Annotated in this window: 8 protein-coding genes; all 8 read left to right on the plus strand. The window is 56.1% G+C overall.

The features are described from left to right. The first annotated feature begins 287 nt into the window (after positions 1-287). The 8 genes from M5M_RS16215 to M5M_RS16245 all read left to right on the plus strand — a co-directional run bounded on the left by M5M_RS16215 (position 288) and on the right by M5M_RS16245 (position 15,577). Positions 288-4,574, plus strand: coding sequence for a fibronectin type III domain-containing protein (locus tag M5M_RS16215; RefSeq protein ID WP_016389781.1), 4,287 nt, complete (start codon positions 288-290; stop codon positions 4,572-4,574). A gap of 304 nt (positions 4,575-4,878) precedes the next feature. Then, positions 4,879-6,123: a sugar MFS transporter gene (locus tag M5M_RS16220; RefSeq protein WP_024330145.1), complete on the plus strand. Its 1,245-nt coding sequence runs from the start codon at positions 4,879-4,881 to the stop codon at positions 6,121-6,123. Positions 6,124-6,131: 8 nt separating this feature from the next. Then, positions 6,132-7,085 carry a carbohydrate kinase family protein gene (locus M5M_RS16225; protein WP_015048588.1) on the plus strand — a complete coding sequence of 318 codons (954 nt, stop codon included), beginning with the start codon at positions 6,132-6,134 and terminating at the stop codon, positions 7,083-7,085. A 1-nt stretch (position 7,086) separates the two neighbouring features. Continuing rightward, positions 7,087-8,295 (plus strand): AGE family epimerase/isomerase, encoded by a 1,209-nt coding sequence (locus tag M5M_RS16230; RefSeq protein WP_015048589.1) that lies wholly within the window; start codon positions 7,087-7,089, stop codon positions 8,293-8,295. Between the two features lies 1 nt (position 8,296). Next, positions 8,297-10,600 carry a GH92 family glycosyl hydrolase gene (locus M5M_RS16235; RefSeq protein ID WP_015048590.1) on the plus strand — a complete coding sequence of 768 codons (2,304 nt, stop codon included), beginning with the start codon at positions 8,297-8,299 and terminating at the stop codon, positions 10,598-10,600. 1 nt (position 10,601) lies between these two features. Beyond that, on the plus strand, positions 10,602-12,020 hold the full coding sequence (locus tag M5M_RS16240) for a purine-cytosine permease family protein (protein ID WP_015048591.1): 1,419 nt from the start codon (positions 10,602-10,604) through the stop codon (positions 12,018-12,020). Continuing rightward, complete coding sequence (locus tag M5M_RS20415; protein WP_016389784.1) at positions 12,020-12,196, plus strand: hypothetical protein; 177 nt, start codon at positions 12,020-12,022, stop codon at positions 12,194-12,196. Before M5M_RS16240 ends, M5M_RS20415 begins: the two co-directional genes overlap by 1 nt. Positions 12,197-12,268: 72 nt before the next feature. Beyond that, positions 12,269-15,577: an alpha-mannosidase gene (locus M5M_RS16245; protein ID WP_015048592.1), complete on the plus strand. Its 3,309-nt coding sequence runs from the start codon at positions 12,269-12,271 to the stop codon at positions 15,575-15,577. Positions 15,578-15,854: the final 277 nt, after the last annotated feature.

Below are 15,854 nucleotides of genomic sequence, written 5' to 3' on the forward strand. Positions count from 1 at the left end.
TCTCTGGTAGCTGGTGTGAAGCAGGTCTCTATTTGCCTACCGCTGATTGAAAGTGATTGTATATTGAATTAATCTGATTGATAAGGATTGATAATGGCGTTTGAGTCTGTGGTCCTCTTTCCTACCGGAACCTGCGGGTTTCCGTCGAGCCTCCGGGCTCCTGTTGGGCTTGCCGGCCTCTTGGGGTAGCCATCCTGCCCCGTCTGAAGAGCGCTGTACGGCCCCGGCTGCGGCTGACAAAGCGGTACCGGCCGCGAACAACAATAACGATAACAAGTGAGCAATGTATGTTAAGACATCTCCTCGGCGGGCTAGCGCTGCTAAGCCTGCAATCCACTATGGCCGCTACCGTATGGCAGCCACTCAACCCCGGTGCCGGGGGCCAGGTACAGGATGTTGTGGCAGACCCTAACCAGGCCAATGTGGTGTATATGGCCTCGGATATGGAAGGGGTCTACAAGAGCACCAACAATGGTGAAAGCTGGCAGATTACCGGCAACCTGGTGAACAACCGGGTGTTCGCCGTGGCGGTAACGCCCGGCAATTCCAACAAGATATTTGTAGGCACGCTGTACGGGTTGCATATCTCCACCAACGGCAGCAACAGCTATGCGCTGGTGCCGGAAACCGAAAACAAATCCATCGCCAGCATTGCCTTCAAGCCCGGCAATGCCAATCACATCATCGCCGCGCCCGGCTGGCGCGATGACGACGATTTCATCGGCAAGTTTGGTGAAACCGCCGCCGGCCCCGGTCAGGTGTTTGTGTCGCAAAACGGCGGCAGCAGCTGGCAGACGGTCACCTTCGACAGCAACAGCAGCACCGACCGCAATGTGTATTCGGTGGTGTTTGACCAGAGCAACGCCAACACCGTGTACCTGGGCTCCAACAAGGGCGTGTACAAAAGCACCAATGGCGGCCTGAACTGGCAGCGCATTGCCGGCCCCGATGATGCCGTGCGCCCCTGGAATAAGGGCATTGCCTTAAGCCCCAACGGCCAGGTGCTCTACGCCACCTATGCGGAGGCCAAACCGGATCTGCGCTACAACACCAACTTTCTGGTGTATGCCACCCGCACCAGCAACATCAACTGGCAGCAGGTAACCGGTGGCCTGGAGGGCAACCGCCGCTATTGGTACCCGGAGGTAGACCCGCGCTCCACCGGTAACAGCCACAAGGTGTTGCTGGGGGCGGTGAAGGATCGCTTTGGTTTGTATGAAGGCACCTTCAACTGGGACAACAACGGCAACCTCACCAATTTTTATTGGGAAAAAATCTGGGACAGCTACGACGGCAGCTGGGACATCGGCTGGGATTACGCCACGCCGCCCAATGCCCGCTTTGCGCACTACACGCCGGTCACCGGCGGCTGGGCCAGGGGCGTGTGGTCTACCACCAACCAGACCATGTACTACGCCAGCCACAACAGCGGCAATAACAGCTACAGCTGGCAAAACAAGTACTCCACGCCCACCAGTCAGACGGTGAACTGGTACGGTACCGAATGGCCCACCTACAAGGGCAAGGGCACCGAGAGTACCTACACCTACGATGTGGCCGTGCACGAGAATTACGTGATCCAGGGCCAGGCCGACAACGGCTTGATGGAGAGCTGGGACGGCGGTGTGTCCTGGTCCAACATGCAGCATCGGCGCGGCGGCGGTTTTAACCTGTCGGACGTGCAGGCAGTGGATATTGCCGATGCCTGGGGCGTGCCCACGGTGGTGGCACAGGCCACCTCCGGTTACGGTGGCGGTGCCCACAACGGCCGCCTGTGGGCCAAGCGGTTGAATACCCACAGCCCGGCCGACCAGTGGGTGGAGCTTGCCGGCGGCCCCAATGCCAAGGCGGGCCTGCCCAAGGGCGTGCTGCGCGATGTGGCCGTGTCTCCGGCCAACCCCGCCAAGGTATTCATGTTCAGCTCCAACTACGGCATGTACATGGTGGAGGACATCGGCCGCGCGCTGGATTACCACGATCGCGGCGAAACGTTGCCGGTCACCCAGATTTACGAAGGGCTGGATAACAGCAACGATGCCCGCATCGCCCGTAAAATTGCTCCGCACCCGACCAATGAAAAGGTGGTGTTTTTCAGCTCAACCGGCGGTGTGCAAGGGGTTTGGCGTGGCGAGCAGCAAAATGATGGCAGCTGGACCTTTGCCCAGGTATTGGCCAGTTCCGGTTGGGATGCAGAAGTGGAGGCCTGGGCCTACAACGGCACCGTGTACCTGATGAGCTTCGCCAAGGGCGGTGGCCCGGGCCTCACCGACGGCAACAACTGGCAGATTCTGCTCTCCACCGATGAAGGCCAGAACTGGCAGAAGATCTTTACCCCGGCCGATGCCATGGCCGTGCGCCCCACCAGCAACCTGGTGTGGTGGAACTCGGTGGGCAACCGATTCAAGTTCACGGGTAAAGGCGGCTCTGCCGGTGCCGGCAACAAGATTGTGATGAGCTACTACGATCACGATTACCAGCTGGGCTACGGCGTGTTTTTGGGCACCATCCAGAGCAATGGTCAGGTGAACTGGCAGGATATCACCGACGATCTGCACTTCTCCGGCATGACCAGCTCGCGCTTTATTAAAGACGCCGGCCAGATGTACCTCTATTCCACCACGCCCGGTGCGGGCCTGTGGCGCAGAAGCATCAGCGGCATGAATATGGATCCGGCGCCCACTTCAGCGCCGGCCAAGCCCAACAACCTGAACGGCCAGTTGCACGCTGCCACCAACACCATCTCCCTCACCTGGAGCGATACCGCCAACAACGAGACGGGCTTTCGCATCGAGCGCAGCACCGCCGGCGGCACCTATAAGGTAGTGGGGCAGGTGGGGCGCAACACCACGGCCTATACGGACTTCGGCCTGGCAGGCAACACCCAGTACACCTACCGGGTGTACGCCTTCAACAGTGCCGGCCAGTCGGCCAACTCCAACACCAAAACCCTTACCAGCGGTGATTCGGTAGAGCCTCCGGAGCCTTGTGAACCGGTGAATCTCACCGGCGATGGTAACTTCACCAATGGCCTGGGTGCCTGGACGGTGTACGCCAATACCAGCGCCGGCGCCTCGGCCACCGGCAGTGTGGGCGTAGAGAGCGGCTTTGGCAGTGGCAACTCACTCAAGGTGGATATCGGTGCCGCCTTTTCCACCAACGATGTGCAGATCCAGCGCAGCTTCGGCAAGCTGGAGGCGGGCAAGGCCTATGTGCTGAACTTCAATGCCAAGGCGGCCAGCAACCGCACCATGGAAGTGAAGATTCACCAGGCTTCCAGCCCCTGGCAAAACATCAAAACCGCCGATGAAATCCAGCTCACCCCGCAAGATCAATCCTTCACCCTGTTCTACGAACCGGCGGTGGATTTCGGCAATCTGAAGCTGGGTTTCTTTTTGGGCGACAACACGGCAGACGTCTGGCTGGATGAAGTGAGCCTGCAGCGCTACTGCGATGCGGTGGTGCAACTGCCGCCACCGGCCTCGGTAACCGCTACCGCCGCGTCTGCCAGCCAGGCCAACGTGAGCTGGAGTGCGGTAACCGATGCCGCCGGCTACCAGGTGCAATACCGCGCCGTGGGCGGCAGCTGGGCCACAGCCGAGGCCAACACCACAGCCACCAGTGCCTCCGTATCCGGCCTTTCCGCCGGCGACTATGAATTCCGCGTGCGGGCCCTGGCCTCGGTGGGGCAGTCGTCTGAGTATCAACTGTCCAATGTAGTGACGCTGGAGGAAGCCGCTGGCCCCTGGGGTGCACCCGGCTGGATTGCGGTAAGCGTCACCTCAGACAACTCGGTGAATGTGCAGTGGGCCTCGGTACAAGACGCGGTGACCTACGATGTGCAACAGCAACTCTCAACCGAAACCACCTGGCGCAAGGCCGTTTATGACGTAAGCGGCACCGCCACCTCTGTTACTGGTTTAACGGCTGGGGCCACCTACAAGTTCCGCGTCAAGGCGCGCAATGCATCGGGCCAGGCCACATCCTGGACCACCAGCGGCTCGGTGAACCTGTCTGGCAGCCAGCCGTTGGCGGCACCGGCCAATGCCGATGCCCTGGCGGTAAGCCATAACCGGGTGGATGTGAGCTGGGATGCCGTAACCGATGCTGACAGCTACACCCTCCAGCGCAGTGTGGATGGGGGTGCCTGGGCGGGCCTGACTTCCGGCGTTACCGGTACCAGCTACAGCGACACCAGCGTCAACCCAGATACTCTCTACGACTACCGCATCGCCGCGGTAAACAGCAGCGAGCAATCCGGCTGGACGGAATCCGGCGCCGTGGCCACACCCTCGGCGCCCTCCGGCAGCTTCGGGGCCCCCACCGGTGTGAGCGCCAGCAAATCGGGCAGCACCAGTGTGACCGTGAGCTGGAACCCGGTGGTGGATGCCGTCACCTACGACATCCAGAAGTTCAAAGCCGGCGATGCCTGGCGCAAGGCCGAGTACGACGTCACCGGCACCAGCGTCACCATCACCGGGCTGGATGCCGGCGCCACTTACACCTTCCGGGTAAAAGCGCGCAACGCCTCGGGTTCTGCCAGCGGTTGGACAGAATCGAATGCCGTGAACCTCTGACGGGCACTGCCCGGATAAAAGCCCCGTGATGGGGCTTTTTTTGTAGTGGGTGACTGCATTCTTCGGATTTATTGGTCGAATATTGACCGCTTTTTCGAAATCAGAAGTTTGTGGTGGCCCCCAAAGTCAGATGTGATTATTTGTAACCCCATGAATTCTCTGAATTTATTGGATCGCGTTCGTGGAGTTTGGCGTTATTTGATTGGTATTGAAAAAAATTTTCTGCGGATTCTTAAACGCGGAGTTTTTGGCCGCAACGCGCCGATATAGTGCACTCAAACGATAAACATAAATGGGCAATTCTATGTCTGCTCCTCAATCTGCGGTGCCGCCAGTGGGCGCACCCATGAATTCCAGTTCTACCTACGTATTCCCTTTGCTGGTGATGACCAGCCTGTTTTTTATCTGGGGTTTCATCACCAGCCTGAACGACATTCTCATTCCGCACCTGAAAAGCGCGTTTGAGCTGACCTATGTGCAGGCCATGCTGATCCAGTTCACCTTCTTTGGGGCCTATTTTCTGGTGTCGTTGCCGGCCGGAGCGCTGATCCGTCGCATCGGTTACCAGAACGGGGTGTCTGTGGGCCTGGGTGTGGCGGCCTTGGGCTGTATTTTGTTTTACCCGGCCGCTGCCATTCAGCAGTACTGGTTGTTTTTGGCAGCACTGTTCGTGATGGCCTCGGGTATCACCTTGCTGCAGGTATCGGCTAACCCCTATGTGGCGGTACTGGGTAATCCCGATACTGCCTCAAGCCGGTTGAATTTCTCCCAGGCGATCAATTCGGTGGGGCATACCGTCGGCCCATTATTTGGTGCCTTGCTGATCATGAACGGCGACCACACTCAGGTGGCAGAATCGGCAGATCCCGCCGCCGTGCAGCTCCCTTACCTGATGATTGCGGCTTTCCTGATTCTGGCTGCGCTGGTGTTCAAGTTTCTCCGGCTGCCGGCTATTGCGGGTGATAACAGCGACCTGGGTGGCGCCAGTCATACCAGTGCATGGCAGTATCCGCACCTGGTGCTGGGTGCGGCGGCGATCTTTTTGTACGTGGGCGCAGAAGTGTCCATTGGCAGTTTCATTATCAATTTCATTTCGCTGCCGGAAATCGGTCAGATCGATGAGCGTACAGCTGCTCAGTATCTGACGCTGTATTGGGGCGGTGCCATGGTGGGGCGTTTTGTGGGCTCGGCGGTACTGCAGTTTGTGCGCGCCACGCGCGCACTGGCATTCAATGCCGTATTGGCTATTGGCTTGCTGGCTTTGGTCATTCTGGTGGAAGGCCGCATTGCAATGTGGGCGGTACTGGCCATTGGTTTGTTCAATTCCATTATGTTTCCCACCATTTTTTCTCTCGGCATTCGCGGATTGGGTGCTCATACCAGTCAGGGTTCGGGCATCTTGTGCCTCGCGATTGTGGGTGGCGCTATTGTGCCAGTACTGCAGGGCGTGTTGGCCGATTCGGTATCGGTTTCAATGAGTTTTACCGTCCCGCTGGTGTGTTACCTGTTCATTGGTTGGTATGCCCTGGTGGGTGCTAACAAGCATTGAGGTGCGATATGAATTCATCTGTTGTTTGTTTTGGTGAGGCGCTAATCGACTTTCTGAATGTCAACGCCCGGGATCAACAGGGGCTGTCCATTCGCCAGTTTGAACAATTCCCAGGTGGCGCGCCCGCCAATGTTGCCGTTGCGCTGGCCAAACTGAAGGTGCCGGTGCGCTTTCTTGGCCAGGTAGGTCAGGACCTTTTCGGTGAATTTCTGATTCAGAGTCTGAGTCATTATGGTGTGGACACCCGGGATACTTATCGACACCCGACCGCGCCTACCGCTTTGGCATTCGTGTTCCTGGATGAGCATGGTGACAGAAGTTTCAGCTTTTATCGCAATGACAGTGCTGATTTGCTGATCACCGAAGCCCAGTGCAGCCCGGCCAGATTGGCCAACTGTAATCTGTTTCATTTTTGTTCCAACACTCTCACCCAGCCGGCCATCACCCAGACCACACGTGCGGCGGTGGCAGCGGCGCGTGCACAGGGAGCAGTGGTTAGTTTTGATGTCAATCTGCGTCACAACTTATGGCCTGAAGGGCGTGCGGACTCCGCGCGGGTGAATGAATTGGTGCTGCAATCCGACATCGTAAAATTCTCCCGAGATGAGTGGGATTACCTGGCGCAGGGCGTCGATATGAGAGGCAAGTGTTTCGATGCCGGTGTGCAGCTCATGTTGATTACCGATGGTGGATCACCGGTGCAGATCCTGACGGCTGAATCCGAATTCAGTTTACCAATTCCTGCCGTCAATGTGGTGGATACCACCGCCGGCGGCGACGGTTTCAGCGGTGGTTTGTTAGCGGCAGTGCACTGTACAGGCTTGGAGACGCTGCTGAATGATCAGGAACAACTGAGGCGTGCTGTAAGTTTTGCCATTGACTGCGGAGCGGTTTCTGTATCGCGTAAGGGCGCTTTCCCTGCGCTGCCTACCGCGCAGGATGTGGATGTCTACTGGAGATAACATGAGTCAATACCCCGATTTTCAAAGCCCGGATTTTTTGCGCAGTCATATGCTGTCGATCTTGGATTTCTATGAAAAAAATGTAGACGACAATGCACTGGGTGGTTTTCGTCAGAACTTCTATGACAGCGGCGATGTGTTTGATACGGGTACCAAGCAGTTGGTGAGCTCGACACGATTGGTGTTTAACTATTGCGTCGCCAGTGAAGTTTTCGCTCAGCCCGCTTATCTGGCACGTGCAGCGAGAGGGCTGGACTATGTGCGTGAGCAACATTGGGATCCTGCGCGCAAGGGATATCACTGGGTGTTGAACAATAACATCCCGGTCGATTCCACCAATCATTGCTATGGCCTCGCGTTTGTCATGCTGGCTTACGCGACCGCGCACAAACAGGGCATCGCCAACGCTTATCAAGGCATTGGTCATACCTGGGATATCCTTGAGCAGCGATTCTGGCAGGCCGATCAGGGACTGTATGCTGATGAAGCAACCCCGGATTGGTCTGTGGTGAGTGACTACCGGGGGCAAAATGCCAACATGCATTGCTGCGAAGCCTTGCTGGCGGCATTCGAGGCCACTGGTGAGGCCCGCTATCTGGATCGCGCCTACCGATTAGCTAACACCGTTGCGGTGGAACTGGCTGCCAAAGGCGGGGGATTGGTGTGGGAGCATTTTACTTCTGCGCTGGAACCGGATTGGGAATTCAATAAAGAAGATCCCAAAAATCTTTATAAACCCTGGGGCTTTCAGCCCGGTCATCAAACCGAGTGGAGCAAGCTGCTGCTAACGCTGCACCAGCACCGGCCGGAGCCGTGGATGGTGGATCGCGCCAAAGCGTTGTTCGATGCTGCATGGGAAAAGTGCTGGGACGAAGCCCGGGGTGGACTCTACTACGGTCATGCGCCCGATGGTCGCATCTGCGACGACGAAAAATATTTCTGGGTGCAGGCTGAGTCATTTGCGGCCGCTGCCATGTTGGCCTTGGCGACCGGCGAATCGCATTACTGGGATTGTTACCAAAAGCTTTGGCAGTACAGCTGGGATCACATGATCGATCATCAATATGGCGCCTGGTATCGGGTGCTCAGTGCTGACAATCAACCTCTTTCCAATATCAAAAGTGCGGCGGGCGCCAAGTGCGACTACCACACACTGGGTGCCTGTTATCAGGTACTGCAACTTCTGAAAGCGAACCGCGAAGGAAAATAAAATGTTTGCATCAAGAAAGTCTACTTGCAAAACAGCGCTGTTGGCGTTGTCTGCGGGTTTTTTACTGGGCGGTTGCGGGGGGGAAACCACCTCCAGCGCTGAGTCATCAACTGCTGTCATGAGCCAGAGCAGTGGCCTTGTCAGTCAATGGGTGGATCCGTTTATCGGCACCGCTAACGAGGGTAATACCTATCCGGGCGCGGTGCTGCCCTGGGGCATGGCCTCGGTAGTGCCACAGAATATCGACTTTGCCAATGACAAAAACTCCGCTGCCTATGTGTTTGGCAAGCCGTATATCTACGGCTTTGGTCACATGCAATTGTCTGGTGTGGGTTGCCCGAGCTCTGGCGCACTGCCAGTAAAAATCACCACCGGTGAATTGTCGCTGGCGCAAAAAGATACCCGCAGTCGCTATTCCCGCGAGCTGGCGCAACCCGGTTACTACCGTGTGTTCCTGGATACCTTTGGTGTATTGGCAGAAATGTCGGCAACCACCCGCAGTGGTATCAGCCGCTACCAGGTGCCCGCCGGGCAAACCAATTTTATTTTTGACCTGGCGTTAAACCAGGGCGAAACCAAGGGCGGTACCATCACCCACGTGAGCGAAAACCGCGTGGAAGGGTTTCAGGCAGAGGGCAACTTCTGTGATGCCGGCCAGATGCGCAAGGTGTTTTTCTCCGCTGAATTCAGCAAGCCTGCGGCGTCCTATGCAAAATTTGAATCGCCGGAATTTCTGAAGGCGGCCAAGCGCGTAGAGGGTGGCAAATACGAGGGCGTACATTTCAGTTACGACTTTGCCGAGGCCACTGAGATCGAACTGCGTGTGGGTATCTCGTTTGTTTCGGTTGAGAACGCCCGCGAAAACCTGAAGGTAGAGCAGCAGGGCAAGTCCTTCGCGCAGATCCGTCAGTCCGCCGCTCAGGCCTGGGAAAAAGAGCTGTCGGTTGTCAAAGTGCAAGGCGGCACGCCCGAGAACAACACCAAGTTCTATACGGCACTGTATCACTCACTGATCATGCCGCAGACATACAGTGATGTGAATGGCGAATACCTTAGCATGGACGGCAAAACCGTTCGCAAAGCCGAAGGTTACACCCGCTATTCCACCTTCAGCCTGTGGGACACCTATCGCACGGTACACCCGCTCATTACGCTGACGCACCCCAAGCAGCAAACCGACATGCTGAAGTCCATGGCCGACATGGTGCATGACAGCGGCTGGCTGCCCAAGTGGGAATTGTTTGGTATGGAAGCGGCCACCATGGTGGGCGATCCGGCGGTACCTGTAGTGGTAGACAGCTACCGCAAAGGCCTGACCGATTTTGACGTGGAGGCCGTGTACGGCGCCATGGTTAAAGCGGCCACGCAAACCGAACCCTTCAACCACATGCGCCCCGGCCTGAAGCACTACCGCGAGTTGGGTTACATTCCGCAAGATGATCGCGGCGGTGAAGGTAAAGACTTTGGCTGGTTCAACGGCATTGTGTGGGGCACCGTGTCCACCACGCTGGAATACAACCTGGCCGACTGGAACATTGCCAAGCTGGCCGAGGCACTGGGCAAAACCGAAGACGCCAAAGCCTTCCACGAGCAAAGCCTGAGCTATCGCAAGCTGTACGATGAAGAAACCGGCTTCCTGCGTCCGCGCAATGTAGACGGCTCCTGGATGACGCCCTTCAATCCGCTCGATCGACATTGGGATATCCGCTGGGAAATGAGCGGTGGCCCCGGTTACGTTGAAGGCACCGCCTGGCAGTACTTGTTCTTTGTGCCGCACGACATGCCCGGCCTGATCGACATCATGGGTGAAGAGCAGTTTATTGCGCGACTGGACGAAAGTTTTGACGAATTTTATTTCGACATGACCAACGAGCCGGATATCCAGTACCCCTTCCTGTACAACTATGTGGCCGGTAAGGAATACCGCACCCAGGAAGAAGTACGCTACGCCGTAGACAAGTACTTCACCACCTCGCCCTGGGGTATTCCCGGTAACGATGACGCCGGCACCCTGTCTGCCTGGTTGGTGTTTGCCATGATGGGCTTCTATCCCGATCTGGTGGGCGAGCCCAGCTACCAGTTGGCGTTGCCAAGTTTTGCCCGCATCGATATCGATCTGGATCAGAACTACTACCCGGGTGAGAGCTTTTCCATCGTGGTGGACAACTTCAAAGACACCCACCGCTATCTCGCCGACAAAAAAGTCAATGGCGAGCCATTGGCGGCGTTCCAGCTAAGTCACGATGCCATCGTCAAAGGCGGCACCATGACACTCACCACATCACAGTACCGCGAGGTGAAGTGATATGAGCGTGGCAGAGAAGTTGTCCGGCAAGCTGGATGCTGTAAACGAATACGAGCGCGAACCGGTACCTGAAAAAAAAGTCAAGGGGTTCAAGAGTTTTCTCGGATTGGTGTCCGGCGAGCACATCGCCGGTACCGAATTCGTGATTGGCCCGTTGTTTGTGTTGCACGGCACGGCCTGGAACGATTTGTTCTGGGGCTTGTTGGTGGGCAACATTCTCGCCACGCTGAGTTGGGTGCTGCTGTGCGCACCCACCGCGGTTAAAACCCGGCTGACTATTTATTACCAACTGGAAAAAATCGCCGGGTTTAACCTTGTCAGTATTTTCAATTTTTTGAACGGCCTGCTGTTTTGTGTTGCAGCGGCCGCCATGATTGGCGTATCCGGCACGGCCATCGGCTACATGCTGGGCGTGGATATGCCGGGCCTGACGGATTTAATGCCGGGCAGCTTCGATGCCATTCTCATCGTGTTTGCCATCGGTGTGGTGATGGCCCTGGTGTCTACCTGGGGCTATGACTTCGTCAGTAAATTCTCACTGATTTTTGCACCCTGGATGCCGTTTATCTTCCTCGGGGCTGGCATTGCCATGTTGCCGCAGCTGGGCCTTACCCAGTGGTCGGACTTCTGGACCATTGCCGAAACCAAAATCTGGACCGGTGTGCCGGTAGAAGGCCAATCCAAATACGGCTTCTGGCACGTGCTGATTTTTGCCTGGCTGTGTAACAGCGCCATGCACATCGGTTTATCCGACATGACCATTTACCGTTATGCGAAAAAGCCGCACTACGGCATCGCCTCGGCGGCGGGCATGTTTATTGGGCACTTTATGGCGTGGGTAGCCTCCGGCATCTTGTGCGCGGTGGCCATTCAGGCGGGCAACAACAATCCAAGCTCCGGCGAGATCGCCGTGATGAGCATCGGTATCGCCGGCGGTATCTGCGTGTTGATTGCCGGCTGGACCACCGCCAACCCCACGGTGTATCGCGCGGGCATCGCCGTGCAGGCACTGTTCCCGAATTTCAAACGCTGGAAAATCACCCTCGGTATCGGCCTGTTGGCCACGGTATTGGCCTGCTTCCCCTGGATCATTTCCAAGCTGGATCAGTTCCTGGGTTTTTACGCACTGGTGGCTGCTCCGGTGGGGGCCATGGTGCTGGCCGACGTGTGGTTGTTTCCGAAGCTGGGCCTGGTGCAGAACTTCGCCGATTTCCGCAAGATCAGTTTCAACTACGCCGTGGCCTCGGCCTGGGTGCTTTCTATCGTTGCAAGCTATGGGCTCTATGTTGCATTTGACGCAGACTTCTTTTTCTTTATGGCATTGCCGGCCTGGCTGATAGCTGGTGCCTTGTATGTGGTATTTGCCAAGCTGATGCAAAACGGGGTGACTGAAAGCCCTGCAGCAATGGAGGCAAACTGATGAATTGGCTGATACCCCTGAAGCTCGTTTCCTATGCCGGGTTGGTGCTCATTCTGGTGTCCTCCTTGTTGGTTTTTTACCAACAGGTTGATTTGGAAAATTTTAAGGATATGGCGTTGATAGGCACGCTGGTCTGGATTTTTACCGCACCATTGTGGATCAATCGCAAGGCCTGATCGTAGCTACCAAAGAACAATAAAATAGAGCCGGTGGCTGCGCCACCGCCGTTAATATTCGGGAAAACGTTGATGAAAATCGCTGGAATTCAACCGCTGCTGCTCATCACCGGTATGGCAATGGCAATACCGGTTATGGCTAATAGCAACCTGGTTGACTCACCGCTGTATAAAACCGTTTCAGACACCACCCGCGATTATATAGCGAGGGCGGCTGCAGGAGATCATCTGGCGTTGGAAGGCGGTCACATGGCTCTCGATGGCCATGTGATGCCTTATATGTATTTCCAGGCCCACGAAATATTGTTTTTGGATCGCCTGGGTAAACTGCGCCATCGCACCGTTTGGGCGACCGATGCGGTAAGCCGTGTAGATCATTGGCAAGATGCGTTTATTAAAGACGGGCTGCCAAAGGATGCTGTTATGGCAGCGCCTGGTGAGTTGGTGGGCGGTCGGCACTCGCAAATTGGTTACGAATTTATCTTGCCCGCGCTGCCCGAGTCGCAAACGGGATGGGAGCGATTTTTTACACTCAAGCCCATGGACATGAGTGTGCCCGGCTGGCCGGAAACCACCATATATGTAGATGGCATCGCTCGCGCAGCTTTGCAACGCAAACACTTCTATTGGGCGCTGGATAAGCTTGGGGACAGCACCAGACCTCAGCGGATCACGCTCAAAAGCTTCGGGGTATTCGATCAACCACGAGGCTATCGGGAAGTGGCTGTGGTTGAACGTGATCCACTGGCTGATGATGTTTATTGGAAGCTCCGGGTGTTGATTGAGGCGAGCACCATTCTTAATGATGACAGCGTACCCGGCCGACAGATCCGTGCGTTGATCGATAAAGCCATCGCGGCGGTGAACTTAGAAGTGCCGCATACCCCGGTGTATCGTCAACAATTACAAGCGGCGAATCAGTTGCTCGCGGAAGGTTTTACTGCATTAGCCAAGCTACCACAGAATAACGAGCGCCTCAGGGTAATGTTGCATGGCCATCTGGACAGTGCCTGGCGCTGGACGCTGGATCATACCGACGACAAATTATTGCGCCTGGCGCTCAATAATCTTTATCTGATGGACCGGTTTCCCGAATACAGGTACATCTTTACCACGCCGTTTCACTACGAGCGTATTCAGGCGTTGTATCCGGACGTATTTGAGCGGATCAAAACCAAAATCAACGCGGGCCAGTGGATTGCGAACGGTTCCACATACGTGGAAACCGATCTGAACCTGCCTGGTGGTGAAAGCGTAGTGCGACAGTTTTTGTATGGGCTGGACTATTACCGCAACACCCTTGGTGTTAAAGACAACGCCCTGTTCCTACCCGATACGTTTGGTTATCCGCAGTATTTTCCTCAGATAGCGCAGGACTTCGGGTTAGACAGTCTGGTGGCTATGCGCGCAAACACTCCGGAGATTGACAGCACCCTATATCGCTGGCGTGGACTGGATGGCAGTGAGTTATTGGTGAACAGCCTGTCAACACCGGCGTGGGAATATCCCTACGAGGAAGTTATTCATGGGCGTTCGTACGATGAAGGCCATTGGATCACAACCTATAACGCGCCTGATGCGGGACCAAGACGACTGGCGGGAACATGGGCGCAATTTAAAAATAAAGCGGAAACCGACCAGCAGTTGCTGTTGGTGGGGTGGGGCGATGGCGGTGCGGGCGGCACTGAAGATCATGTGGAATTGATCCGCCGGGTTACGGATTTGCCAGGATTCCCGCGCGTGCAGTGGACCAATATGTACGACTATCTCGAGCAGCAAAACCGGCAGCGTGAGCAATTCCCTCTGTTTGATGGTCGGATTCTGGCGCGCCCGTGGATTCAGCGCACGTTTATGCAGGCGAGTGGCATTAAACAAGCCAACCGCCGGGCCGAGCAGCGATTGCAGGAAGCGGAAGCGTTGGCCAGCTATGCGTCGCTTTCTGGTTTTGAATATCCTCAATCGGAATTTAAGCAGATCTGGAAGTCACTGTTGTTGCAGCATTTCCACGATATTGTTACCGGTATGGCGGTGCCCGAGGTGCTGGAGCGTGCGGCCAGGGATCTTGCCGATATCGAGCAGCGCGCGGCGATAATCCGGGATCAGGCGTTGGCGCACATTCTGCGCGAAGCGGATCTGGCCGATGCGGGCCTCGTGGTTTACAACCCTGCCGCCACAGTGGCAAGCGGTGTGGTAAATCTGGGTAAGGTGGATCTCGCGGGTGTCCGCCTTCTGGATGCGAGCGGGAATGTTCTGGCGCATGAGCGTGATGCGGTGGGCAATCTTTGGGTTGACCTGCCGGATCTCGCGCCGCAGACGTTTACCCATCTTCGGTGGGGCGACAAGCCCGAAGTGTCGGCGTCGTCGGGTGAGCTCAGCGTTCGCAAAGGGGTGCTGGAAAACGCCTTGGTCCGGGTGACGTTTAATCAGAACGGTCAGATCAGTTCCTACTTCGATAAAGTGGAACAGCGAGAGCTGGTGCCCGTAGGCAAAGTGTGGAATCAGTTTATGCGTATTCCTCACCAAACCGGCGTCGCTGAACCATTCTCTGCGCGGGCAAAGATAGATCAGGAATTTACCGGGCATTTGAGGGCGGGCATGCGCCTGAACTGGCGCAAAGGAAAAAGCCGGGTTGTCCAGCAGGTGTGGTTAGCGGCGCATTCGCGCCAGCTCCAATTTGACACGCATATCGATTGGCAGGAAGACCATCGCCTCGCCGTGGAATTCCCGCTCAATATCAACAGCCGGGAAGCGCACTATGGCATGCCTTTCGGGTTTGCCAGCCTTTCCCGGGGCGATTACGACCGCCACGCGGCAGTGGTATCGCCCATTGCGGTGCATGAATGGGCTGATGTCTCGGAAGGTGGCTATGGTGTCGCGTTACTGGATCGTACGCGATATGCCTACAACCTGAAGTCTGGCGGCTTGCGACTTAATCTGGCCTGGGGACAGCACAAGCACGAGTATCAGGAAATGCATCATTTGCACTGGAGTGAAAGCGGCAGTGGTGATGCGGGCGGTATGCAGATGAGTTATGCCTTGCTGCCGCACCAGGGCGACCTGCTCCGAGGCGGGGTGATCGAAAAAGCCAAAACCTTTAACCATTCACTGCTGGTCGCCGCCAATGCGGCAGGGCGGGGGTTAGGCCGTGGATTGCCGGCACCCATGATCAAGGACTTGCCGGCGAATGTCGCCTTTCCCTCAATCAAACGCACAGAGGCGGGGGACGCCATAGCGCTCCGGTTGTATGAGACCGGTAATCAGCGCACCCGGTGGAGCCCGCCCGCCGGCGCCCGATCTGCAACGCTGGCGGAAACCCCCAGTGTAGAGAACCCGGCTCTGTTTACGCCGTTCGAGATCAAAACATTGATTGTTAATGATTGAATATGATTTGTGTGTGGCATTTTGACGATGATCTTGGCATCAGGATCATCCTCCAGAGAAGAGGTATGGATGCGTTTATTAGGAAAATAAACGGTATAAACGGTGTTGTTACGGCAGCTGGCGGCATTTTGGCACCATTGGTAACAAATTCTCTATAAGGAAAGTTTTTGCAATAAAAATGATTGTAATTGATTTTAAATGATTCATAATGGCTGTATGTTGCTTTTTGGGTGATTGCTTCTGAGAGCAGGAAAAGCAGGACAAAAGCAGCAGCTGA

Origin of the sequence: Simiduia agarivorans SA1 = DSM 21679, assembly GCF_000305785.2 — a bacterium.
GTDB classification, from domain to species: Bacteria; Pseudomonadota; Gammaproteobacteria; order Pseudomonadales; family Cellvibrionaceae; genus Simiduia; species Simiduia agarivorans.

Coding starts and splice junctions, on each gene's coding strand:
- M5M_RS16215 (WP_016389781.1), top strand. CDS start 288: ATGTTAAGACATCTCCTCGGCGGGCTAGCGCTGCTAAGCCTGCAATCC.
- M5M_RS16220 (WP_024330145.1), top strand. CDS start 4,879: ATGTCTGCTCCTCAATCTGCGGTGCCGCCAGTGGGCGCACCCATGAAT.
- M5M_RS16225 (WP_015048588.1), top strand. CDS start 6,132: ATGAATTCATCTGTTGTTTGTTTTGGTGAGGCGCTAATCGACTTTCTG.
- M5M_RS16230 (WP_015048589.1), top strand. CDS start 7,087: ATGAGTCAATACCCCGATTTTCAAAGCCCGGATTTTTTGCGCAGTCAT.
- M5M_RS16235 (WP_015048590.1), top strand. CDS start 8,297: ATGTTTGCATCAAGAAAGTCTACTTGCAAAACAGCGCTGTTGGCGTTG.
- M5M_RS16240 (WP_015048591.1), top strand. CDS start 10,602: ATGAGCGTGGCAGAGAAGTTGTCCGGCAAGCTGGATGCTGTAAACGAA.
- M5M_RS20415 (WP_016389784.1), top strand. CDS start 12,020: ATGAATTGGCTGATACCCCTGAAGCTCGTTTCCTATGCCGGGTTGGTG.
- M5M_RS16245 (WP_015048592.1), top strand. CDS start 12,269: ATGAAAATCGCTGGAATTCAACCGCTGCTGCTCATCACCGGTATGGCA.